Origin of the sequence: Embleya sp. NPDC127516 (genome assembly GCF_044765325.1) — a bacterium.
Taxonomy (GTDB): domain Bacteria; phylum Actinomycetota; class Actinomycetes; order Streptomycetales; family Streptomycetaceae; genus Embleya.
Map to the genome: position 1 here is coordinate 353,405 of NZ_JBIWJT010000010.1, position 21,307 is coordinate 374,711.

The 21,307-nt window shown below is 72.1% G+C and carries 19 protein-coding genes; 14 read left to right on the forward strand and 5 right to left on the reverse strand.

Annotation, left to right across the window (positions count from 1 at the left end; all coding sequences use genetic code 11):
* Positions 1-186: 186 nt before the first annotated feature.
* A complete protein-coding gene (locus ACIRL2_RS21750; protein WP_395874492.1) occupies positions 187-585 on the reverse strand; it encodes a rhodanese-like domain-containing protein in 399 nt (132 codons plus the stop codon).
* Entirely contained in the window at positions 582-1,145 is a 564-nt protein-coding gene (locus tag ACIRL2_RS21755) for a cysteine dioxygenase (protein WP_395874494.1), read from the reverse strand. Before ACIRL2_RS21755 ends, ACIRL2_RS21750 begins: the two co-directional genes overlap by 4 nt.
* Positions 1,146-1,973: 828 nt before the next feature.
* On the opposite strand from ACIRL2_RS21755, the gene ACIRL2_RS21760 reads away from it, so the two are divergent.
* From ACIRL2_RS21760 to ACIRL2_RS21770, 3 genes are all read left to right on the forward strand, one after another.
* Positions 1,974-2,243, forward strand: coding sequence for a WhiB family transcriptional regulator (locus ACIRL2_RS21760; RefSeq protein WP_355545315.1), 270 nt, complete (start codon positions 1,974-1,976; stop codon positions 2,241-2,243).
* Positions 2,244-2,375: 132 nt separating this feature from the next.
* Positions 2,376-6,104, forward strand: a complete 3,729-nt coding sequence (locus ACIRL2_RS21765) for a glycosyltransferase family 2 protein (RefSeq protein ID WP_402234052.1) — start codon at positions 2,376-2,378, stop codon at positions 6,102-6,104.
* Positions 6,101-7,570: a DUF5719 family protein gene (locus tag ACIRL2_RS21770; protein WP_402234054.1), complete on the forward strand. Its 1,470-nt coding sequence runs from the start codon at positions 6,101-6,103 to the stop codon at positions 7,568-7,570. Before ACIRL2_RS21765 ends, ACIRL2_RS21770 begins: the two co-directional genes overlap by 4 nt.
* 96 nt (positions 7,571-7,666) lie before the next feature.
* Here the strand turns inward: ACIRL2_RS21770 and ACIRL2_RS21775 are convergent, their stop codons facing one another.
* Positions 7,667-8,032 carry a metallopeptidase family protein gene (locus ACIRL2_RS21775; RefSeq protein WP_078976974.1) on the reverse strand — a complete coding sequence of 122 codons (366 nt, stop codon included), beginning with the start codon at positions 8,030-8,032 and terminating at the stop codon, positions 7,667-7,669.
* A gap of 277 nt (positions 8,033-8,309) precedes the next feature.
* Here ACIRL2_RS21775 and ACIRL2_RS21780 point away from each other — a divergent pair, with 277 nt between their 5' ends.
* The 8 genes from ACIRL2_RS21780 (at position 8,310) to ACIRL2_RS21815 (ending at position 16,642) form a co-directional block, all read left to right on the forward strand.
* The gene (locus tag ACIRL2_RS21780) at positions 8,310-8,684 is read left to right on the forward strand and encodes a DUF3499 domain-containing protein (RefSeq protein ID WP_395874499.1); all 375 of its coding nucleotides are present in this window, start codon (positions 8,310-8,312) and stop codon (positions 8,682-8,684) included.
* A 106-nt stretch (positions 8,685-8,790) separates the two neighbouring features.
* Positions 8,791-10,161, forward strand: coding sequence for a phosphomannomutase/phosphoglucomutase (locus ACIRL2_RS21785; RefSeq protein WP_402234056.1), 1,371 nt, complete (start codon positions 8,791-8,793; stop codon positions 10,159-10,161).
* A gap of 104 nt (positions 10,162-10,265) precedes the next feature.
* Positions 10,266-10,451 carry a Trm112 family protein gene (locus ACIRL2_RS21790; RefSeq protein ID WP_395874503.1) on the forward strand — a complete coding sequence of 62 codons (186 nt, stop codon included), beginning with the start codon at positions 10,266-10,268 and terminating at the stop codon, positions 10,449-10,451.
* Positions 10,448-11,629, forward strand: a complete 1,182-nt coding sequence (locus ACIRL2_RS21795) for an SIS domain-containing protein (RefSeq protein WP_395874505.1) — start codon at positions 10,448-10,450, stop codon at positions 11,627-11,629. The genes ACIRL2_RS21790 and ACIRL2_RS21795 overlap by 4 nt, the downstream gene beginning before the upstream one ends.
* Positions 11,630-11,631: 2 nt before the next feature.
* A complete protein-coding gene (gene manA / locus ACIRL2_RS21800) occupies positions 11,632-12,870 on the forward strand; it encodes a mannose-6-phosphate isomerase, class I (RefSeq protein WP_395874507.1) in 1,239 nt (412 codons plus the stop codon).
* Positions 12,871-13,119: 249 nt separating this feature from the next.
* Positions 13,120-14,100 (forward strand): cation diffusion facilitator family transporter, encoded by a 981-nt coding sequence (locus ACIRL2_RS21805; RefSeq protein ID WP_395874509.1) that lies wholly within the window; start codon positions 13,120-13,122, stop codon positions 14,098-14,100.
* A gap of 159 nt (positions 14,101-14,259) precedes the next feature.
* Positions 14,260-15,708, forward strand: coding sequence for an adenosylhomocysteinase (gene ahcY, locus ACIRL2_RS21810; protein ID WP_395874511.1), 1,449 nt, complete (start codon positions 14,260-14,262; stop codon positions 15,706-15,708).
* A gap of 157 nt (positions 15,709-15,865) precedes the next feature.
* Positions 15,866-16,642, forward strand: a complete 777-nt coding sequence (locus ACIRL2_RS21815; protein WP_395874513.1) for an HNH endonuclease family protein — start codon at positions 15,866-15,868, stop codon at positions 16,640-16,642.
* 54 nt (positions 16,643-16,696) lie between these two features.
* Here the strand turns inward: ACIRL2_RS21815 and ACIRL2_RS21820 are convergent, their stop codons facing one another.
* Entirely contained in the window at positions 16,697-17,626 is a 930-nt protein-coding gene (locus ACIRL2_RS21820; RefSeq protein ID WP_402234059.1) for a zinc-binding alcohol dehydrogenase family protein, read from the reverse strand.
* Positions 17,627-17,710: 84 nt separating this feature from the next.
* On the opposite strand from ACIRL2_RS21820, the gene ACIRL2_RS21825 reads away from it, so the two are divergent.
* Entirely contained in the window at positions 17,711-18,166 is a 456-nt protein-coding gene (locus ACIRL2_RS21825) for a MarR family winged helix-turn-helix transcriptional regulator (protein ID WP_402234061.1), read from the forward strand.
* A gap of 9 nt (positions 18,167-18,175) precedes the next feature.
* Positions 18,176-18,781 carry a hypothetical protein gene (locus ACIRL2_RS21830; protein ID WP_395874519.1) on the forward strand — a complete coding sequence of 202 codons (606 nt, stop codon included), beginning with the start codon at positions 18,176-18,178 and terminating at the stop codon, positions 18,779-18,781.
* Here the strand turns inward: ACIRL2_RS21830 and ACIRL2_RS21835 are convergent.
* Positions 18,765-19,820 (reverse strand): RDD family protein, encoded by a 1,056-nt coding sequence (locus ACIRL2_RS21835; protein ID WP_402234063.1) that lies wholly within the window; start codon positions 19,818-19,820, stop codon positions 18,765-18,767. The genes ACIRL2_RS21830 and ACIRL2_RS21835 overlap by 17 nt on opposite strands.
* Positions 19,821-19,870: 50 nt before the next feature.
* On the opposite strand from ACIRL2_RS21835, the gene ACIRL2_RS21840 reads away from it, so the two are divergent.
* Positions 19,871-20,878 carry a stage II sporulation protein M gene (locus ACIRL2_RS21840; protein ID WP_402234065.1) on the forward strand — a complete coding sequence of 336 codons (1,008 nt, stop codon included), beginning with the start codon at positions 19,871-19,873 and terminating at the stop codon, positions 20,876-20,878.
* The last annotated feature ends 429 nt before the right edge of the window (positions 20,879-21,307 follow it).

Sequence of the window (21,307 nt, forward strand, 5' to 3'; positions counted from 1 at the left end):
GTGGTACGCGCTGCTCGTGGTCGCGCTGGTGGCGCTGGACGGGCGCCGCTGGGAGTGGCTCGCGCTCGGCCCGGCGGGGTACGCCCTCTACCTCACCTGGGGACTGGAACCGACCCCGGGTCAGATCCGGGCCACCCATCAACTCGGCTACGGCGCGGCCCTGCTGCTCGTGCTCGGTGTGGCGCTCTATCGACGAGCGCGGCCCGCCGACGGCACCACCGGCAGGCCCGCGGCCTTCCACGCCTGGAAGCCGCCGATCAAATCGGTCGCCTCGGACAGCCCCAGGTCCACCAGCGACGCCGCCGCGAAACTGGACGCGTAGCCCTCGTCGCACAACACGACCACCCGCAGGTCGTAGCCGGTGGCCTCGGCCACCCGCGCCGAACCCTCGGGATCCAGGCGCCACTCCAGATGGTTGCGCTCGATGATCAGCGCGCCCGGGATCGCGCCGTCGACGTCGCGTTGGAAGTCGGGTCGGGTGTCCACCAGCACCGCGCCGTCATGGAAGGCGGCGTGCGCCTGCTCGGGGGTCACCCGCGTCAGCCGGGCCCGGGCCTGCTCGAGGAGTCGGTCGACGGCGCTCACCACTGGTCCCCCGAACGCTCGACGCCCACCCGGCGCAGCGGCTCGAAGCTCGGCCGCGCGATGTCCTCGCCGGCGTCGTACAGGTTCATCGAGTCCAGGCGCGGCGTGTACACGTGCACGCTGATCGCGGGCTCGGTGCCCATGTTGGTCACCTCGTGTACGTAGGTCGGCCCGAACACGCGGGTCGAGCCGGCGGTGAGCACCCGTTCGCGGGCGCCGGCCCGGCGCAACGGGGTGACCACCAGGGAACGCTCGTGCAGTTCGCCGGAGACCACGGTGAACACGCCGGACGAGCCGCCGTGGTCGTGCAGGCCGGTGCTCTGACCGGGCAGCCAGCTCAGCAGCCAGACCTCCATGTCCTCGGTCGCGGCGAGCCGCTTGTACCAGCGGGAGATCGGGTCGTAGCGGACCTGGTCGAGTTCGGCCGCGACCAGGTCGGCGTGCCGGCGGGCGAGCGCGGCGAGTCGGGCGACGGCGGGGCGGACGGGCGGGGCGACGGGCAGGGCGAGCACGGCGGGGGCGGCGAGCGGGTCGCCGGCGACGGTGATGTCGCTGGACATAGGGGAGTCCTTCGGGATGTCTGCGCTATTTCTCTGGCGCGGCGGATCAGGCGAACGCGGCGGATCGAAAGCGAACACGCGAGCGGTCGACAGCAACCCGAACGGACATCCGGCCATGGGGGACGGCCGTGCCGATAAAAGGGGAAAAGAGTGCCGCCGCTTGCGCGGAGGACGACCGAAAAGGCGTCCTCAGGCGATACAGCTCGGACAACAGCTGTACACGTGGTCGCACGGCGGACACAGCGCGCTGAACACCCGACGGACGTCGACAGGACGACTCCGGTACCGGCTGCAGCGTGCGGACATGGGAAAAGGACATCGTCTGGGGGGTGTCCCTGTCAACTCGCCACGGCCCCGCCGGTGCCGCGCTCACCCGAATCGGCCGAGCGCTGCCCGATTCGGGTGAGGAATCCTGGGAAGGGATTGAAGCCTCCCGGGCACGGGGAGGCCCATTTTCGGGTGAGCCGGGTATGTGACCTCGGTCATCATCGCGGTTTTCCGGCTCGTCCGGGGAACTGTGCGGACCGTGTGAGGCGTAGTCCATTGCAGAGGTCATCACGGGTTGGCATCGAATGTCGTCGCGCCCTCGCCGGTACGCTCCCCGTCCGGAACGTCACGGCGATCGCGTGACACGACAGGGTGTCCGGATCTGTCCATTTATGAGGTCAATTCGGATTGCTGTGGTCCCGGGGAGTGAATCCCCGCTCTAATAGCAGAGCCCGGCTTGACGTCGCAGCAACGACGCGCTTGTAATTTCACACACGTCGTGAACCGTTACCGGTAACGGCTTAATCACGGGGACGCAAAAACGGGTCGAGGAGGCACGCGATGGGCGAGCTGTTCCAGCTACTGGTCGCCGAGGGCGAGAGCGAGGAGGAGGAGCTCGGTTGGCAGGAGCGCGCGTTGTGCGCGCAGACCGACCCCGAGTCCTTCTTCCCGGAGAAGGGCGGCTCGACACGAGAGGCCAAGAAGGTCTGCCTCGCGTGCGAGGTGCGCGACGAGTGCCTGGAATACGCGCTGGCCAACGACGAGCGCTTCGGGATCTGGGGTGGGCTGTCCGAACGCGAGCGGCGCAGGCTCAAGAAGGCGGCCGTCTGACCGTCGCCTGTTCGGGCCCGAGTCCGAGCAGGGCGGGCGCGGGGTGCCCGTCGCGTAGTGTGTTGGCCGTTCGGCCGGATGCCGGACCGCTGGTACCACGCCGCTTCGAGCCCCCCGGGGTCCCCGCACTCGATGTCACTTTTCAGCCATCAGTCGGCATACGCGCAAGCTCCGGCTTTCCCACGGCACATCGTCACCGCGATCCTCGTCGCCCATGACGGGGCACGCTGGCTGCCGCGCACACTGACCGGCCTGCTCGGTCAGGAGCGCCCGGTCCAGCGCGTCCTCGCGGTCGACACCGGCAGTACCGACGCCTCGGTCGGTCTGCTCGAGGACGCGCTCGGTCAGGGCTCGGTGCTGCACACCGAGCGACGGACCGCGTTCGGTACCGCCGTGAGCGAAGCCCTGCGTGCCGCGCCGCACGTCGACCCCGCGTCCCTGCCCTACCGGATCGACGCGTACGACGCGTCGGACCCGTACGGCGACACCGACCAGGACCGCCCGCCCCGATCGACCGAGCCGGTCGAGTGGTTGTGGCTCCTGCACGACGACAGCGAGCCCGCCCCCGACGCGCTGCACCTGCTGCTGCGCGCCGCCGACGAACTGCCCTCCGCGGCCGTGCTCGGCCCCAAGGTGCGGAGCTGGTACGACCGCAGGCAACTGCTCGAGGTCGGAACCACGCTCACCGGCAGCGGCCGACGCTGGACCGGCCTGGAGCGCCGCGAGCAGGACCAGGGCCAGCACGACGCGGTCCGCGGCGTGCTCTCCGTCTCCAGCGCGGGCATGCTGGTGCGCCGGGACGTGTGGGAGGGCCTGGGCGGCTTCGACCCGCGCCTGCCGCTCTCCCGCGACGACACCGACTTCGGCTGGCGGGTCAACGCCGCCGGACACCGCGTGGTCGTGGTACCGGACGCGGTGGTGCAACACGCCGAGGCGGCCACGCGCGAGCGCCGGCCGATCGACGTCGCGGCGAACCGCCCGCACCGGGTGGACCGCAGGGGCGCCGCCTTCACGCTGCTGGCCAACACCACCGGCGCGACCTGGCCGTTGTTGTACCTGCGCCTGCTGTTCGGCGGCCTGTTCCGCAGCCTGGGCTACCTGCTCGGCAAGCTGCCCGGGATGGCCCTGGACGAACTGCTCGGCACCATGGCGGTGTTGCTGCGCCCGGCCGCGTTCCTGTCCGCGCGGCGCGCCCGTTCGCGGACCCGGACCATGTCGGACAAGGACCTGGGCGACCTGTTCCCCAGCCGGGCCGCCACCGTTCGGCACGCCGCCGAGGGCCTGATCGGCAATCTGCGGCGGAGCGAGGAGCCGGAGAACCGGTCCGGTCGACACAGCAGCGCGGAATCGGGCCCCACCGACGACGACTCCGAGTCGCTCGACACGGAGAGCTTCGTCAAGCTGCGCGTGCTGATGCGCCGCCCCGGACTCTCGCTCGCCTTCGTACTGACCCTGGTCACCCTGTTCGCCGCCCGTGGATTGCTGGGCGGCGGCAGTTTGTTCGGCGGCGCCCTGCTGCCCCCGCCGGAAGGCGCGGCGGACCTGTGGCACCGCTACCGCGACACCTGGCACGGGGTGGGCTTCGGCGAGGCGGCGAGCGCGCCGCCCTATGTCGGCGCGCTCGCCGCGTTCGCCACGCTTTTGCTGGGCAAGGCCGGCACCGCCGTCGCGGTGCTGCTGATCGGCAGCGTCCCGCTCGCCGGGATCAGCGCCTACCTGTGCTCGCGCCGGCTGGTGTCCGGGCCGGGCGTCCGGGTGTGGGGCGCGGCCGTGTACGCACTGACCCCGGTGGCCACCGGCGCGATCGCCACCGGCCGGATCGGTACCGCCGTCGCGCTCGTGCTGGCCCCCGTGGTGGCCCGAGGCGCGGCGCAGGTGCTCGGCGCGGGCGAGCTGAAGGCGTCCATGCGCGCGGCCTGGGCCACCGGCCTGGTCCTGGCCGTCGCGGCGGCGTTCACGCCGCTGCTGTGGCTCGCGGTCGCGCTGCTCGCGCTGATCGCCGTCGGGTTGTCCTTCGCCGGACGCCTCGGCCCGCGCCCCGGGGTCGGCCTGCTCGTGCGGGTGGGTGTCGTGCTCGCCACCCCGCTCGTGCTGCTCGGCCCGTGGACGTTGGCGCTCGCGGGCAAGCCCACCCTGTTCCTGGCCGAGCCCGGGCTGGCCGGCGACGCGCTCGCCGAGAAGGGCACCAGCCCGGTCGGTCTGTTGCTGCTGGACCCGGGCGGCCCCGGTACGCTGCCGGCCTGGCTGACCGGCGCGCTGCTGCTGGTCGCGCTGGCCGCGCTGTTGCGCGACTCGCGCCGGGCCGCGGTGCTCGGCGCGTGGGCGGTCGCCCTGGTCGGCCTGGTGCTGGCGATCGTGACGAGCCACGTCGAACTCACCGTCGAGGCCACCGGCGACAAGGCGCCCGCATGGCCCGGCGCGGCCGTCGTGGTGATCGCGCTCGGCTATGTGGCCGCGGCGATGGTCGGTGCCGAGGACGCCCGCACCCGAGTCGCGGCCGGCAGCTTCGGCTGGCGCCAGCCCGCCGCGGTGGTGCTGGCCGTGTTCGCCGCTCTCACCCCGGTCGTGGCGGCCGGGGCCTGGTTGTGGCAGGGCGCGAACGGGCCGCTGGAGCGGCGCGACCCGGTCGTGGTGCCCGCGTTCGTGGCCGAGGAGGCCACCGGCCCGCGGCACTCGCGCACACTGGTGCTGACCGCGCCGGAACCGGGCAACGTGAGCTACACGATCGTGCGCGGCGCGGGTCCGGCGCTGGGCGACGCCGAGTTGGCGCCCAAGGCGTCGACGTACCGGCAATTCGACACGTTCCTGGGCAAGTTGCTCTCCGGGGGCGGCGGTGCGGACGCGAGCATGCTCGCCCAGTACGGCATCGAGTTCGTCCAGCTCAAGCCGCCGGTGGGCAACGAGCTCACCGCGCGTCTGGACGGCACCCCGGGTCTGACCCGGGTGGGTGCCACCCAGGGTGCGACGCTGTGGCGTCTGCAATACCCGGTCGGCCGCGCGCTGATCGTCGACCCGGACGGTCGCGCCAAGGCGATCCCCTCCACCCGCGAGGGCGTGTCCACCCGGATCGAAGCCGGCCCCCAGGGGCGGATCCTGCGCCTGGCGGAACGCGCCGACTCGGGCTGGGAGGCCACCCAGGGCGGCCGCAAGCTGACCGCTCGCACGCTGGACGGCTGGGCGCAGGGCTTCGAGCTGCGTCCCGAGGCGGGCCGGCTCGAACTCACCCACGCCTCCGGCGGGCACGGCATGTGGCTGCTCGTCCAGGGCGTCCTGGTGTTCGTGGTGTTCGTGATGGCACTGCCCGCGCGCAGGCGCGGCACCGACGACGACCTGCCGGACAGCGCCGCGCCGATCCCGGCCGCGGGCGAGGGCACCGGTCGGCGCGGTCGTCGGGTCAAGGCCGAGGCGGACGAGGCGACGCCGGAGCCGGTACCGGTCGCGCCGGGCGGCGACGGCCTCGACGAGTTCGGCTTCCCCGAACAGCGCACCGATCCGGCCGAGGCGCCGGTGCCGGTACAGGCGTGGAACGGCGCCGGCTACGACGCGCAGGCGACGCCGGCCTACGAGCAGTACCCGCAGCAGGACTACGGGCAGCAGTACCAGGGCTACCCGGACTACCAGGGCTACCAGTACGACCAGGGTGCCCAGGTCCCGCAGGGCACCCCGGAGGGATCCGACGCGGCAGGCTCGTACGGCTGGGCGCCCCCCGCGCCGCAGCAGCCGGTCTACGACGAGTACGGCAACGTGGTGCCCGCGCCGCAATACGACCCGAACGCCTACCCGGACCACGGCGGATGGCCGCCCGAGCCGCGCTCGGGTGACGAGCCGTGGCCGCCGCCCTCGCAGGGAGACCGCCCGTGAAGCGCACCACCCTCTCCCTGGCCGTCGTCGTCGCGCTGCTGGCCGTCGTCGTGGGCCTGGCGATCGTGACCCGCCCGACCGAGAGCAAGGCCGCGCCGCCGCCGGCGGCCAGCCGGGTGCCGGTCCAGCAGGCGGAGCTGAGCTGCCCGTCGATCCGCCAACTGCCGGGCAGTTCGGCGGCGGTCTCCGCGCTGACCCCGCCCGGCCAGGGCGCGGCCGGCGCCGGCGAGGCGAGCGTGGTCGAACTCGGCGACCGCACCAAGGTGCGGACCAAGGTCGAGGCACCGGGCAAGCTCGCGAGCTTCGGCGTCGACAACGCCGAGGTCCCACCGCTGGTGGCCAACGCCGGCGGGGCGTTCGCGCCGGGCTTCTCGGCCGGAGCGGTCGCCCGGGTGCCCAGCGGGGCCGGTCGCGGGCTGGCCGGTCTGGCCTGCGAGGCACCGACCACCGACCGCTGGTTCGTCGGCACCTCCACCGCCGAGAACCGCGACGCGTACCTGTACCTGTCCAACAGCAAGGACACACCGGCCGTCGTCGACCTGGAACTGTTCGGGCCCAACGGCCCGATCGAGGCCGAGGCGGGCCGCGGGTTGACGCTCGCGCCCGGCGCGACGATGCCGGTGCTGCTGCGCACGCTCAACCCGGGCGCGGTCTTCAACGGCATCGCGGTGCACGTGATCGCGCGCACCGGTCGGGTCGGCGCGGCGATCCGCGACCAGGAGGGCGCGGTGGGCACCGACTGGCTGCCCTCGGCCGGCGCTCCCGGCCGCAACCTGGTCCTCACCGGCCTGCCCGGGCTGACCGGCGACGCGGGCAACGTGCAACTGATGATGTTGTCGCCGAGCGGCGAGAGCACCGACGTGCAGTTGTCCATCGCCGGCAAGGTGAACACCTTCAAGCCGGTCGAGCACGAGACGGCGGACATCAAGGGCAACAAGCTGACGGTGATCGACCTGGGCCCGGTCAACCGGACCGACGCGGGCGCCATCCGGCTGGTCTCCGGCCGCGCGGACATCATCGCCGGCGTCCGGGTGGTGCAGGGCGCCGGGGCGGACGCCGAGGTGGCCTTCCTGGCCGCCACCCCCGAACTCGCCGGGCGCGCGGTGGTCGCGGAGAACCGCAGCGGCGGCGCGGTCACGAGCACGATCTCGATCACCGCGCCCAAGGGCCCGGCCAAGGTCAAGTTCACCTCGATCGGCGACAAGGGCGAGCCGGTGTCCGCCGACGTCGAGGTGCCCGCCGGTACCACCGTGCAGGTGCCCGCGCCCGTGCCCGCCGGGGCGACCCGGTTCGCGGTGATCGCCGAACCGCAGGCCGGCTCGCAGCCGGTGCACGTGGTGCGCACGATGACCGAGACGATCGGCAAGACCGCGGCCTTCACGGTCCAGCCGTTCGTGCCGACCCCGGAGACCGCGGTGGTGCCCAACGCGCGCGAGGACCTGTCCCTGCTGGTCCCGCAGCGGTAGACCCGGCACCGATCGGCCGCCACCGCACCGATCGCCCACGACGCGCCGGCCCGGGCCCCACGAGGGGGACCCGGGCCGGCGCGGTGGTCTTCCCGCTCAGTCGTCGGGGTCGATGGTGTCCGGATCCATGCCCAGCAGGTCCGCGACCTGCTCCACGAGCACGTCGTTGACCAGCATCTCCAGCTCGGCCCGGCCCTCCGCGCGCAGCTCCAGCGGGCGCCGGTACAAGATGATCGTCGCGGGCACGGCCTTGGTCGCCGGCACCAGCCGACCCAGCGCCACCGCCTCGTCGCCGTTCACCGCGGTCTCGGCCTCGGGCACGTCCAGGACCGCGAAGCGGACCTCCTCCAGTTGCGGCCAGCGCTTGGCGAGCCGTTCGACGACATCGGCGGCGAGGTCGTCGAACCGCTGCGCGCGGGTGAGCGCGATCGGCACGGGGGGTGGGGCGAGCGGACCGCGCATGCCGCGGCCGTGCCGGTCGCGCCGACTGCGGCGACGCCGGTCACGCTCGCGAGGAGAAGAGGGGACCGAGTGCTCGTTGTGCACGGGACGAGCTTAGAGCCTGACCGCCGGATCCGGATCGGTCCACGCCGGCCCGGTCCGCGCCCGGTCCCCGCCCGGACGGACGCCCCGCCGGGCGGCGGCCGACGCCGCCGACACCCTGTGAGGAGCGACACGTGAGTCACACCGCACCCGGATACGACGCGGCTTCGGTCCGCTTGCGGTACCGTCCATCGTCGTGAGCCCTGTACGTCGCTGTTCGCGGACCGCCTGCGGCCGAACCGCAGTCGCCACGTTGACGTACGTCTACGCCGACTCCACGGCCGTCCTGGGCCCTCTCGCGACCTACGCCGAGCCCCATTGCTACGACCTGTGCGCCGAGCACTCGGAGCGGCTGACCGCGCCGCGCGGCTGGGATGTCGTGCGCCTGGCGCCGGATCCGAGCGCGGGCAAGCCCAGCAGCGACGACCTCGAGGCGCTGGCCAACGCGGTGCGCGAGGCCGCCCGCCCGCCGCAGCCCCCGCAACCGGCACCCGAGCCGCAGGACCGCGACGGTCGCCCCGAAGCAGGCCGGCGCGGCCACCTGCGCGTTCTGCGCTCACCCGAGAGCTGACCGCCGGCCGATAGGGTCTGATGCGTCGTCCGCGGGGCAGGGATCGACGGTCAACGGCCAATACCGCGGCGAATCGCGACCGCGGCCAAGCGAGTGGAGTCTTCGGGTGCGCGACCTCTCCCAGATCGTGAAGGCGTACGACGTGCGGGGCGTGGTCCCCGATCAACTGGACGCCGACACCGCGCGGGCACTGGGCGCGGCCTTCGTGCGGGTCACCGAGGCCGACGCGATCGTGGTCGGCTGGGACATGCGCCCGTCCTCGCCGGAGCTCTCCGGCGCGTTCGCCGCCGGTGCCGCCGCCCAGGGCGCGGACGTGACCCTGATCGGCCTGGCCTCCACCGACGAGCTCTACTTCGCCAGTGGCAGCCTGAACCTTCCCGGCGCGATGTTCACCGCGAGCCACAACCCGGCGCAGTACAACGGCATCAAGATGTGCCGCGCGGGCGCCGCCCCGATCGGCCAGGACAGCGGCCTCGCCGACATCCGCGCGCTCGCCGAGGCGGGCGTGCCCGAGTACGCCGGCGAGCCGGGCACGATCACCGAACACGACGTGCTGGCCGACTACGCCGCGCACCTGCTGGGCCTGGTCGACCTGACCGGCATCCGGCCGCTCAAGGTGGTCGTGGACGCGGGCAACGGCATGGGCGGCCACACCGTGCCCACCGTGCTCGGCGCCGCGAGCGGGCTGCCGCTGGAGATCGTCCCGCTGTACTTCGAACTGGACGGCTCCTTCCCCAACCACGAGGCCAACCCGCTGGACCCGAAGAACCTGGTCGACCTCCAGGCCGAGGTCCGCGCGAGCGGCGCCGACCTGGGCCTGGCCTTCGACGGCGACGCGGACCGCTGCTTCGTGGTCGACGAGAACGGCGACCCGGTCTCGCCGTCCGCGGTCACCGCGCTGGTGGCGGTCCGCGAGATCGCCCGGGCCAAGGCGAACGGCGAGCAGGCGCCGGTGGTCATCCACAACCTGATCACCTCGCGCGCCGTTCCGGAGATCGTCGCCGAGGCCGGCGGCCGGGCCGTGCGGACCCGGGTGGGCCACTCGTTCATCAAGGGCGAGATGGCGCAGACCAACGCGATCTTCGGCGGCGAGCACTCCGCGCACTACTACTTCCGCGACTTCTGGCGTGCGGACACCGGCATGCTGGCCGCGATCCACGTGCTCGCCGCGCTCGGCGGCCAGACGTTGCCGCTGTCGGCGTTCGCGAGCGAGTACGACCGCTACCCGGCCTCCGGCGAGATCAACAGCGAGGTCGCCGACCAGGCCGCCGCGACCGCGAAGGTGCGCGCCGCGTTCGAGGGCCGGACCGGCGTGAGCGTGGACGACCTGGACGGGATGACCGTGCTGGCCGATCGGTGGTGGTTCAACCTGCGCGCGTCCAACACCGAACCCCTGCTGCGGCTGAACGTCGAGGCCGACGACGAGCCGACCATGATCGCGATCCGCGACGAGGTACTGGCACTCGTCCGGGGCTGAGCCGTCGGCTCGGTAATGTGATGGGTTCAATCGGACGGCTGCCGCGCCGAATCGGGACGGAAATATACGAATCGGCGCGAGCAGCCGGAAAAGGTGGAGATGTCGTGAATCTGGAACCGTCGCAGCTGGCGATCCTGACATGCCCGGTCTGCCACGCCTCGCTGCACAAGGACGGGGACGCCGCGCTGGCGTGCGACAACTCCACGTGCGGGCTGGTCTACCCCGTCGTCGACGACATCCCGGTACTGCTGGTGGACGAGGCCCGCCGGCCCGGTACCGCGCGGGCATGAACATCCTCGACGAGGGCCTGCTGGACGACCAGGACGGCATCGCCCGGGCCGACGCGGCGGACACACTGCGCGCCCTGGCCGGTGCCGGGGCGCAGGTACGGCGGGCCGCGCAGGCCGCGCGCGAGGCCGTGCCCGCCGCGATCTCGCCCCGGGACCGCCCGCGCACGGTGATCCTGGCCGCGCCCGCGTACGGGCCGCTCGGGCACGCGCTGCGCGCGGTCACCGGCGCGGACGCGGCGCTGCCCCTGGTGCTCGCCGCGGGCGGCCTGCTGCCCGGGTGGGCCGGTCCGATGGACCTCGTGTTGTTGGCCGGTCGAGGCGACGAGCCGGCGTTGATCGACCTCGCCGGCCAGGCCTACCGGCGCGGCTGCCAGGTGGTCGCGGCCACGCCCGCCGGGTCCGCCCTGGACGCCGCCGTGCAGCAGTCCCGCGGCGTGCTGGTCCGGGTGCCCGTCGACGCGACGCCGGTGGGCGCGGCCGGCTACGCCGACGACACCGTGTTCGCCGCGCAGACCGCGTTCTGGCCGCTGTTCACCGCGCTCCTGGCGATCACCGGGGCGTGCGGGGCGAGCGCCTTCACCCCCGGCGAGGGGCTGGCGGGCGTGGACGCGGCGGCCGACCGGCTGGACGAGGTGAGCAACCGCTGCCGGCCCGGAGCCGACGCCTACCTCAACCCGGCCAAGGGCCTGGCCGTCGCGATCGCCGGCACCATCCCGGTGATCTGGGGCGCCGGCAGCGTCGCGGGCGTGGCCGCCGAGCGCTTCGCGACGATGTGCGTGGGCGTCGCCGCCACCCCCGCACTGTCCGGCGCGCTGCCCACCGCGGGCCGCTACCAGGACCGGGTCTTCGCCGCGGGCGACTCGGTCGATGCCGGCGACCCCGACGACTTCTTCCGCGACCGGGTGGACGACGCCGAGTCGGTGCGCCTGCACCCGGTGCTGCTGGTCGACCACGACGACGCCGGCGCCGCGCCGCAACTGGACCGGGCCACGCGCACGCTGACCGCGCTCGGCCGCTCCGCCGTCGGCGAGGTCGGCGCGCGCGGCGGCAGCCCCGTCGAGCGGCTCGCGGAACTGATCGCGGTGACCGACTTCGCCGCCGTCTACCTGGCCCTCGGCACCGGGGTCGGCCCCGCCGTACCGGGGCTGTTCTCCTGGACCGAAGGTGGTCCCCGCTAGCCATGGACCGCCTTCTCAACCGGATCCGCGCCAACGCGTGGGGCTCGCTCACGGCCCTCCCCGAACTGCTCGGCGTCGCCCCCACCGGCGAACCGCAGGCCGAACTGTGGATGGGCGCCCACCCCGGCGCGCCCTCCGAGGTCGACCGGGGCCGCGGGCCGCGCTCGTTGGTCGAGCTGATCGCCGCCGACCCCGACGGCGAACTCGGCCCGGACACCGCGGCCCGGTTCGGCCCGCGCCTGCCGTTCCTGGTCAAGGTGCTGGCCGCGGAGGAGCCGCTGTCGCTCCAGGTGCACCCCGACGCGATACAGGCCCGGCACGGCTACGCCGAGGAGGAGGCGCGCGGTGTCCCGATCGACGCCGCGCACCGCAACTATCGCGACTCCAGCCACAAGCCGGAGATGATCTGCGCGCTCGGCGACTTCGAGGGCCTGGTCGGCTACCGCGAGATCGCCGAGACGCTCAAGCTGCTCGACGCCCTCGACGTTCCGGAACTGGCGCCGTTCGCCCGCGCGTTGCGCGACCCGGACGAGGAGGCGGCGCTGCGCGCGGCGACCACGCACGTGTTGATGCTGCCCGCGCGACTGCGCACCGGCGTGGTGGACGCGGTCGCCGCGGCCTGCCGCCGACTGGCCTCGAACGGATCGCCGTACGCGGAGGCCTGCGCCGCGGTCGCGGGTCTGGCCGAGCGCCACCCGGGCGACCCCGGCGTCGCGGTGGCGCTGCTGCTCAACCACATCCGGCTGCGCGAGGGCGAGGCGGTCTTCCTCGCGGCCGGCATGCCGCACTCCTACCTGCACGGGGTCGTGGTCGAGATCCTGGCCAACTCGGACAACGTGCTGCGCTGCGGGCTGACCGACAAGCACATCGACGTCGGCGAGCTGCTGCGGATCATGGCCTTCCGGGCCGGTCCGGTGGAGATCCTGAGCCCCGAGCCGACCGAGGTCGACCAGGCCGAGGAGGTCTATGCGACCCCGGTCACCGACTTCCGGCTCTCCCGTCTGCGTTCGACCGGGACCCCGGAGCCCTACCTCCTGGACACCGCCGGCCCGCAGATCCTGCTGTGTGTGCGCGGCACCGCGACCGCCACCGGCGCCGACGGCGAGGTGCTCGACCTGGCGCGCGGCCAATCGATCTACATCCGGGCGGGTGAACCCGTGGTCGCGGTCACCGTCGACGGCGCCGACGGCCTGGTCTTCCGGGCCACCGTCCCGTGCTCCCGAGCCGCGTCGACCGATTGACCCGCTCCGACGGATCGAGCCGCGCCGACGGATCGAGCCGCGCCGACCGATCGAGCCGCGCACCGACCGAGCCGCGCGCGCCGATACGAGTCCCGCCGGCCGATCGACGCCGGATACCGATATCGCAAGCCTCCCGGGGTAGGCGGGTGCCCGATGGCACACTGATCGCCGACGAACGGCGGCAGGCGGCCGACAAGGACAGTGACCGGCGATGACGACAGTGGTCAACCAACGGGTGGGAGTCGACCTATGAGCGCGGGTGGCGGAACCAAGGCGGTCGTCGCGGCACTGGCGGCCAACCTGGGGATTGCGGTGGGCAAGTTCGTGGCCTTCGCCTTCACCCGGTCCTCTTCGATGCTGGCCGAGGGCGTGCACTCGCTCGCCGACTCGGGCAATCAGATCCTGCTCCTGGTCGGCGGCAAACGCTCGCAACGCGACGCCACGCCCGAGCATCCCTTCGGCTACGGTCGCGAGCGCTACATCTACGGCTTCCTCGTCTCGATCGTGCTGTTCTCGGTCGGCGGCATGTTCGCGATCTACGAGGGCTACGAGAAGATCGCCCACCCGCACGAGCTGAAGAGCTGGTACTGGGCGGTCGGCGTACTGGTCTTCTCGATCATTTTGGAGACCTTCTCGTTCCGCACCGCGATCCAGGAGTCCAACCTGCACCGAGGCGCGCTGACCTGGCCGCAGTTCATCCGCCGGGCCAAGTCGCCCGAGTTGCCGATCGTGCTCCTGGAGGACCTCGGCGCGCTGATCGGCCTGATACTGGCGCTGGGCGGGGTCAGCCTCGCGGTGGTCACCGGCAACGGCGTCTGGGACGGGATCGGCACGCTGTGCATCGGCATCCTGCTGGTGCTGATCGCCATCGTGCTCGCCATGGAGACCCGCAGCCTGCTGCTGGGCGAGGCGGCCGGCGTGGAGACGGTCCGGGAGATCGAGGCGGCCATCGTGGCCGGCCCCGACGTCGAGCGGCTCATCCACATGCGCACGCTGCACCTGGGCCCGGAGGAGCTGCTGGTCGCCGCGAAGATCGCGGTCCGCCACGACGAGACCGCGGCCGAGGTGGCCCGGGCCATCGACGCCGCCGAGGAGCGCATCCGCGCGGCCGTGCCGATCGCCCGGGTGATCTACCTCGAGCCGGACATCTACCGCGCCGAGGAGGCCGTGCGCGGCGCGGACATCGAGGCCACGCCGGGGGGCAAGGGACCGCACGTGAGCGGCGACTGAGGTGTTAACGTCGTTGGCGCACAACGACAGTCGCTGCAGAGGGCGGTCGGGTCCGCGACCCGTAGGCACAGAAGTGTCCGACTGGATGGCACGGCATCGGCGCCCGCGGCACCGGTGTGTCTCCAGTCCCATCCACTCCCTCCGCAGAGGATCCAAAACATGGCTTCGCAGCTCGAAGGCGACTTCAAGGTTGCCGACCTCTCCCTCGCCGCGTTCGGTCGCAAGGAGATCACCCTCGCCGAGCACGAGATGCCCGGACTGATGTCGATCCGTCGCGAGTTCGCCGCGTCGCAGCCGCTGGCCGGCGCCCGGATCATGGGCTCGCTGCACATGACCGTGCAGACCGCCGTGCTGATCGAGACGCTCGTCGCGCTCGGCGCCGAGGTGCGCTGGGTGTCCTGCAACATCTACTCCACCCAGGACCACGCCGCCGCGGCCATCGCGGTGGGCCCCGAGGGCACCCCCGAGGACCCGCGCGGCGTACCGGTCTACGCCTGGAAGGGCGAGACGCTGGAGGAGTACTGGTGGTGCACCGAGCAGGCGCTGAACTGGCCGGGCCATGACGGCCCGAACATGATCCTGGACGACGGCGGCGACGCCACGATGCTCGTGCACAAGGGCGTCGAGTTCGAGAAGGCCGGCGCCGTCCCGGACGCGACCGACGCCGACTCCGAGGAGTACACGGTCTTCCTGGCGCTGCTGCGCGCGACCTTCGCGGAGAACCCCGGCAAGTGGTCCGCGATGGCTCCCGGCATCAAGGGCGTCACCGAGGAGACCACCACCGGTGTGCACCGCCTGTACGAGATGTTCCAGGCCGGTTCGCTGCTCTTCCCGGCGATCAACGTCAACGACTCGGTCACCAAGAGCAAGTTCGACAACAAGTACGGCGTGCGCCACTCGCTGATCGACGGCATCAACCGGGCCACCGACGTGCTGATCGGCGGCAAGGTCGCGGTCGTGTGCGGCTACGGCGACGTCGGCAAGGGTTCCGCCGAGTCGCTGCGCGGCCAGGGCGCCCGGGTGATCGTCACCGAGGTCGACCCGATCTGCGCGCTCCAGGCGGCGATGGACGGATACCAGGTCACCACGCTGGACGAGGTCGTCGAGATCGGTGACATCTTCGTCACCACCACCGGCAACTTCAACATCATCATGGCGTCCGACATGCAGCGGATGAAGCACCAGGCGATCGTCGGCAACATCGGCCACTTCGACAACGAGATCGACATGGCCGGTCTGGCCAGGATCCCGGGCATCGTCAAGGACGAGGTCAAGCCGCAGGTGCACACCTGGACCTTCCCCGACGGCAAGAAGCTGATCGTGCTGTCCGAGGGCCGTCTGCTCAACCTCGGCAACGCGACCGGTCACCCGAGCTTCGTGATGTCCAACAGCTTCGCGAACCAGACCATCGCGCAGATCGAGCTGTTCACCAAGCCCGAGGAGTACCCGGTCGGCGTCTACGTGCTGCCCAAGCACCTGGACGAGAAGGTCGCGCGGCTGCACCTGGACGCGCTGGGCGTCAAGCTCACCACGCTCACCGAGGAGCAGGCCGCCTACATCGGCGTCAAGGTCGAGGGCCCGTACAAGACGGACGCCTACCGCTACTGACATCGGCCATCGGTGATCGACGCATCGCCGTCGATCGCCGATGCCGAAGACTCGGATCAACCCTGCCAGGCCGGGCGGCGCACGGATCGTGCGCCGCCCGGCCTGTTGCGGGTAGCCATCGACCAACGACACACGACATCCCTCGGGGGGCGGTCGCATGCAACGGCGGACGTACATATCCATCCTGCTCGCCGCGGTCGCGCTGACCGCCTGCCAGAGCGACGATTCCACAGCCGAATCCGCGGCGGGCGCCGACTCCGCCACGGCCGCCTCGGCGCCGGAGCAGGCCCCCGGCGGCAGCGCCGCGGCGAACCCGTTGGAGAACGAGCAAGGCGTCAAGCCGGGCCTGGCGCCGCTGACTTCGCCCGCCGACCTGACCCGGGCCCGGGCGCTGATCGAGCGGGTGAACACCAAGGGCCGCGGCCCGCAGACCGGTTACGGCCGGGAGAAGTACGGGCCGGCCTGGACCGACAGCGTCACCGATGTCCCGTTCGGCCGGAACAGCTGCGACACGCGCGACGACATCCTCAAGCGGGACGGCCTGGCGACCCGATGGAAGGACGCCAAGGGTTGTGTCGTGACCACCATGACGCTGTCCGACCCCTACTCCGGCAAGGACATAGCGTTCACCAAGGCCAAGGCGTCCGCGGTGCAGATAGACCACGTGGTGCCGCTCAGCGCGTCCTGGCAGATGGGCGCCGCGCAGTGGGACGCGGACAAGCGCCGACGACTCGCCAACGACCCGCTCAACCTGCTCGCGGTGGACGGCCCGATCAACGGTGGCAAGGGCGATTCGAGCCCGGCGACGTGGCTGCCGCCGAACAAGGCGGTGCGCTGCTCGTACGTGGTCCGCTACGCGCAGGTCTCGATCAAATACGACCTGCCGGTGACCGACGCGGACAAGCAGGCGATGCTCGCGCAGTGCGCGGGCTGACCAGGTGAGCGGGCCGGCCGAGTGACCGGGTGGCCGGCTCGTGACCGACTCCGCCTACGGCCGCAATACGACCTTGCCGAGATTGGCGCGCGCCTCGATCACCGCGTGCGCCTTCGCCGCGTCCGCGAGCGCGAACGTCTCGTGCACCGCGACTCGCAACCGGCCCGACAGTGCCAGGTCCCACAACTCCCGCCGATGCCGCTCGTACAAGTCCGGGAACGCGGTGGAGAACCGGGCCATCGACATCCCGGTGATCGTCCGCGCGCCCGCGAGCAGTTCCCACGCGGGCACGGTCCCGCCGCCGGAGTTGAAGAACACCAGCCGCCCGAACGGCGCGAGCGCGGCCACCGCGCGCGGCAACACGTCACCACCGACGCCGTCCAGGACGACGTCGACCGGCTCGCCCCAGGAATCGGCGTCGTAGCGCACCACGTCGTCGACCCCCAGGCCACGCAGGAAGTCGGCCTTGTCGAGCGAGCCGACGGCCGCCACCACACGCCGCGCGCCGCGCGTGCGGGCCAGTTGCACGGCCAGGTGACCGGCCCCGCTCGCGGCACCGGTGACCAGTACGGACTTCCCCTCGACCGAGCCGGCCGAGGCCAGCGCGCCGAGCGCGACCTGCCCGCCACGCACCAGCGCGACCGCGTCCACGGCGCTCGCTGTGGCCGGGATGTGCGACGCGGTGAAGGTCGGCGCGAGCGCCAGGTCGGCGTACGCGTTCGCGAACGAGATCGCGACCACCCGATCCCCGACCGCGTACCCGGTGACGTCCGGGCCGACCGCGGATACCTCGCCGGCCACGTCCCCACCGACCACCCCCGGCAGCGGCAGCCCGCCCTCGCGCACCTTCCGCACGCTCGGCAGGCTCACCCCGATCGCCTCGGTACGGATCAGCAACTCGCCCGACCCGGGCTCGGGCGCCTCGGCATCCTCCACACGCAGCACCTCGGGACCGCCGTACTCGTAATAGCGAACGCGACGCACACACACCTCCAGAAATCATGGGAGGTTCCAACGATATTTGATGGATCGTGGGAAAGTCCAATGATTTCCGGGTAGGCTGCGCCCATGGTCGACAAGCTGCCCGCCCCCGCCCGGATCCGCGTCCTGCCGAGCTGGCTGCTCGGCCGCGCCGCGGCGCACGGCCGCGGACTGGTCCGCGCGGCGCTGGCCTGCGACGGCATGCCGATGCTGCATCACCTGGTCCTGATCGCGGTCCAGGAGTACGGCCCCGTCGCCCAGGCCGAACTCGCCCGCACGGTGGCCGTCGACCCCAAGGACATGGTCACGATCCTGAACTCCCTCCAGGCCGACGGCCTGGTCACCCGCACCCCCGACCCACGCGACCGGCGCAAGAACGCGATCACCACCACCGACGCCGGCGAACAGCGCCTGGCCCGGCAGGAACCGCTCGTGGACGCCGCGATGGACGAACTCCTCGCCCCGCTCGACCCCGCCGAACGAGCCACCTTCCTCGCCCTGCTCACCCGCGTGGTGGCCGCCGGCGGACCCACCGTGTCGTAGGGTCCGCGCATGCCCTCAGGCAGCTACTCCTTCCACGACCCGCACGACGGCACCCCCCTCGGCACGGAGCGCTTCTCCTGCGCCCCCGGCCCGATCGGCTGGCGCTACACCGGAAGCGGCATCGACCTGACACTCGACGCGCGCGGCCGACCGCTGCGCCTGGAGGCGCTCGCCGGCGGCTGGCGGGTCCGCGGCGGCGCGACGGTCGTGGACGGCACCGCCGGCGTGGTGTGGCTGCGCGCCGCGGCGGACCCGACCCTGGACGTGCCCGCGACCGAGGCCGAGGCGAAGGCCGCCGGCTTCACCGGCCGCTCACCGGCCTTCCTGATCGCCACCGCGACCCTGCTCAACCTGGCCCCCGGCGGCACCGCCCGGCTGCGCCTGATCGCGCTGACCGAACCGGTGCTGGCCGCCCACACGGTGGACCAGTCCTGGACGCTGGCGGCGGTGGAGACCCACGACGGCCTGATCGTCGAACGCTACGAGGTGGACGACCTGGCCACGGGCGACCGCGCGATCGTGCACCTGAGCGGCGACGTGGTGCTCGCCGCCCCCGGCATCGAACTGGAAACCCTCGACACCCCGCCGAACCGCCGAATCACGACGGCGGGGTGAAGCCGGGATCCTTGCGGCGGGCGGGCTCGGAGGGCTGGGAGGGCGGGGCGGGCTGGGCCGGTTCGGTGGGCTCGATGGGCTTGGCGGACTCGGTGGGTGGGGCGGGCTCGGCGGGCGGGGCCGGAGGTCGCGGTGTGGGAGGGGACTGGGGCACCGGCGGGGGAGTCGGCACCCAGGCCGGGGTCTGCGTCGGTCCTGGTCCCGGTCCTGGTCCTGGTGTCGGTGTCGAGCCCCATTCCGATCCCGATTCCGATCCGGCGGGAGGAGGGATGCTGGGGGCGTATCCGTGTCGGGCGGCCGTGTACCGCTCCCAGTCCCGGCGCTGGCGCTCGGCGAGTACGGCGGCGAGAAAGACCACCGGATGCATTCCGGGCGGCGGCCCCATCCCTATCCGGTTCGCGGTGTCCACCATCAGCCGCTCGCCCAGCGACGCCTCTATCGCCGGATCGAGCTCACCGCGCCGCGACAGGTACTGCCGAATCGCCAACGCGAGCTCGTCGGTCAACCCCGACAGCTCGATTCCGGTCGCCCACGCCGCGGCGGCCGGATGCAGCGGCAGCGGTAGCTGCCGAGCACCGGGGGTGCGCTCACGCACCACGAACGTCCCGGCCGCCATGTCCCCGAGACGTCTGCCGTTCTTCGAGGCCAGCGACGAGAACACCGCGCCGCATCCGACCGTGGTCCAGAAGTCCACGAAGAACCCGAGCAACGCGCGCACCAGCGCCTGCCGGAACCGGACCGGCCCACCGTCGTCGCGAACCACCCGCAGCCCGAGTGCCATCTTCCCGAGCGAGCGCCCATGCGTCACGGTCTCCCACGCCACCGGCCAGCCGATCAGGACCAACACCAGGATCGACAACGACAACGCCGCCACGAGCGCCTCGTCCGCGTCCGGAACCGCCAGCGACACCAGCCAGACCGTCAGCAACAGCAGCGCGAACTGCGCGGCCAGGTCGATCACCATCGCGAGTGCCCGGCTGGGCAACCGCGCGGGGCGCAGGTCGAGCGCGACCGCTTCTCCCGTGACGAGCTCGGACACGTCCACCTCCAGTGTGTGCGTCGATGTCGCTCCCAGAGAGGATGCACCGTATGGATGTCGACGTGTTCGTCGCGGTACACCGCCACGAGTGGGAACGCCTGGAACAACTCACCCGCCGCCGACGGCGCTTGTCGGGACCCGAGGTGGACGAGCTGGTCACGCTGTACCGCCGCACGGCCACCCACCTGTCGACGATCCGCTCCGCCGCGCCGGACCCGATGCTGGTCGGCCGACTCTCCACACTGACCGCGCGAGCCCGCTCGGCGGTCACCGCACCCCGCACGCCGGCCTGGCGGGACGCGATGCTCTTCCTGACCGTTCGATTCCCGGTCGCGGTCTACCGCAGTCGCCGTTGGTGGGGCGTGACGGCGATGGCGTTCCTCGCACTGGCCTCGATCATCGCCGCATGGGTCGCCCACGACCCGGCGGTACGCGACGCGGTGGCCGCGCCGGAGGACATCCGGGAGATGACCCGACCGGGCGGCGACTTCGAGACCTACTACTCGAGCGCGCCCGCGAGTTCCTTCGCCGCGCAGGTGGCCACGAACAACGCGTGGGTGACGGCCGGCTGCCTGGCGCTGGGCATCCTGCTGGGCCTGCCGGTGCTGTTCATCGTCTTCAGCAACGCGATGAACGTCGGCGTCTCGGCGGGTCTGATGGCCGACGCGGGTCGACTCGACGTGTTCTTCGGCCTGATCACGCCGCACGGCCTGCTCGAACTCACCGCGGTGTTCATCGCGGCCGGCGTGGGCCTGCGCCTGGGGTGGACGGTGATCGACCCGGGCCCGCGCACCAGAGCCAGGGCGATCGCCGAGGAGGGCCGGATCGCCCTGGGCATGGCCGTCGGACTGGCCCTGGTTCTGGTCGTATCCGGCGTCATCGAAGCCTTCGTGACCCCGTCCGGCCTACCGACCTGGGGCCGCATCGCGATCGGTGTGGCGGCGGAGTCGTTGTTCCTCGGGTACGTGCTGATCCTGGGTCGGCGGGCCGAATTCGCCGGAGAGCGGGGGGATGTGGCATCCTCGGACGTCGCGGACGAACTGCCGATGGTCGCCTGAAGAGGTGATCTTGACAGCCCACCGACCGCACACGTAGATTCGAAGGGTTGTCGCGAAGTTGTTCAACGGCGCGACAGTCTGGTAGTCTCTGCCAGAGCCGAGCGGGGCGTCCGTCAAGGATCGCACTCCTGCCGCAGCATCACCATCGAATTTCTCGATCATCGGTCGCGTTCATTCGCGACGGGTTCGGCTATTTGCTGTTCTTGTGCATGTGGTTTTGGAATTTCCAATCGGCCGGAGCACGGCAGAAACGGGTTACCGAATCTGCTAAGCTCGAAGAGCCGGAAGCCGGGGAAACGAGAGTTTCGAAGGCCGAAAGCACGAAGCAACGGACGAAAAGCGGGTCGGAAGATCTGCTAGAGTCCGGGAGGCGGAAAACGCGGAAACGCGGTGGAAGCCGAAAGCGAGGAAAGCGAAGCCGCCGAAACG

Excerpts from the sequence above, each read along its gene's own strand:
- ACIRL2_RS21805 (WP_395874509.1), top strand. The coding sequence starts at position 13,120 with ATGAGCGCGGGTGGCGGAACCAAGGCGGTCGTCGCGGCACTGGCGGCC.
- ACIRL2_RS21765 (WP_402234052.1), top strand. The coding sequence starts at position 2,376 with ATGTCACTTTTCAGCCATCAGTCGGCATACGCGCAAGCTCCGGCTTTC.
- ACIRL2_RS21760 (WP_355545315.1), top strand. The coding sequence starts at position 1,974 with ATGGGCGAGCTGTTCCAGCTACTGGTCGCCGAGGGCGAGAGCGAGGAG.
- ahcY (WP_395874511.1), top strand. The coding sequence starts at position 14,260 with ATGGCTTCGCAGCTCGAAGGCGACTTCAAGGTTGCCGACCTCTCCCTC.
- ACIRL2_RS21795 (WP_395874505.1), top strand. The coding sequence starts at position 10,448 with ATGAACATCCTCGACGAGGGCCTGCTGGACGACCAGGACGGCATCGCC.
- ACIRL2_RS21840 (WP_402234065.1), top strand. The coding sequence starts at position 19,871 with ATGGATGTCGACGTGTTCGTCGCGGTACACCGCCACGAGTGGGAACGC.
- ACIRL2_RS21775 (WP_078976974.1), bottom strand. The coding sequence starts at position 8,032 with ATGCGCGGTCCGCTCGCCCCACCCCCCGTGCCGATCGCGCTCACCCGC.
- manA (WP_395874507.1), top strand. The coding sequence starts at position 11,632 with ATGGACCGCCTTCTCAACCGGATCCGCGCCAACGCGTGGGGCTCGCTC.
- ACIRL2_RS21830 (WP_395874519.1), top strand. The coding sequence starts at position 18,176 with ATGCCCTCAGGCAGCTACTCCTTCCACGACCCGCACGACGGCACCCCC.
- ACIRL2_RS21825 (WP_402234061.1), top strand. The coding sequence starts at position 17,711 with ATGGTCGACAAGCTGCCCGCCCCCGCCCGGATCCGCGTCCTGCCGAGC.
- ACIRL2_RS21755 (WP_395874494.1), bottom strand. The coding sequence starts at position 1,145 with ATGTCCAGCGACATCACCGTCGCCGGCGACCCGCTCGCCGCCCCCGCC.
- ACIRL2_RS21815 (WP_395874513.1), top strand. The coding sequence starts at position 15,866 with ATGCAACGGCGGACGTACATATCCATCCTGCTCGCCGCGGTCGCGCTG.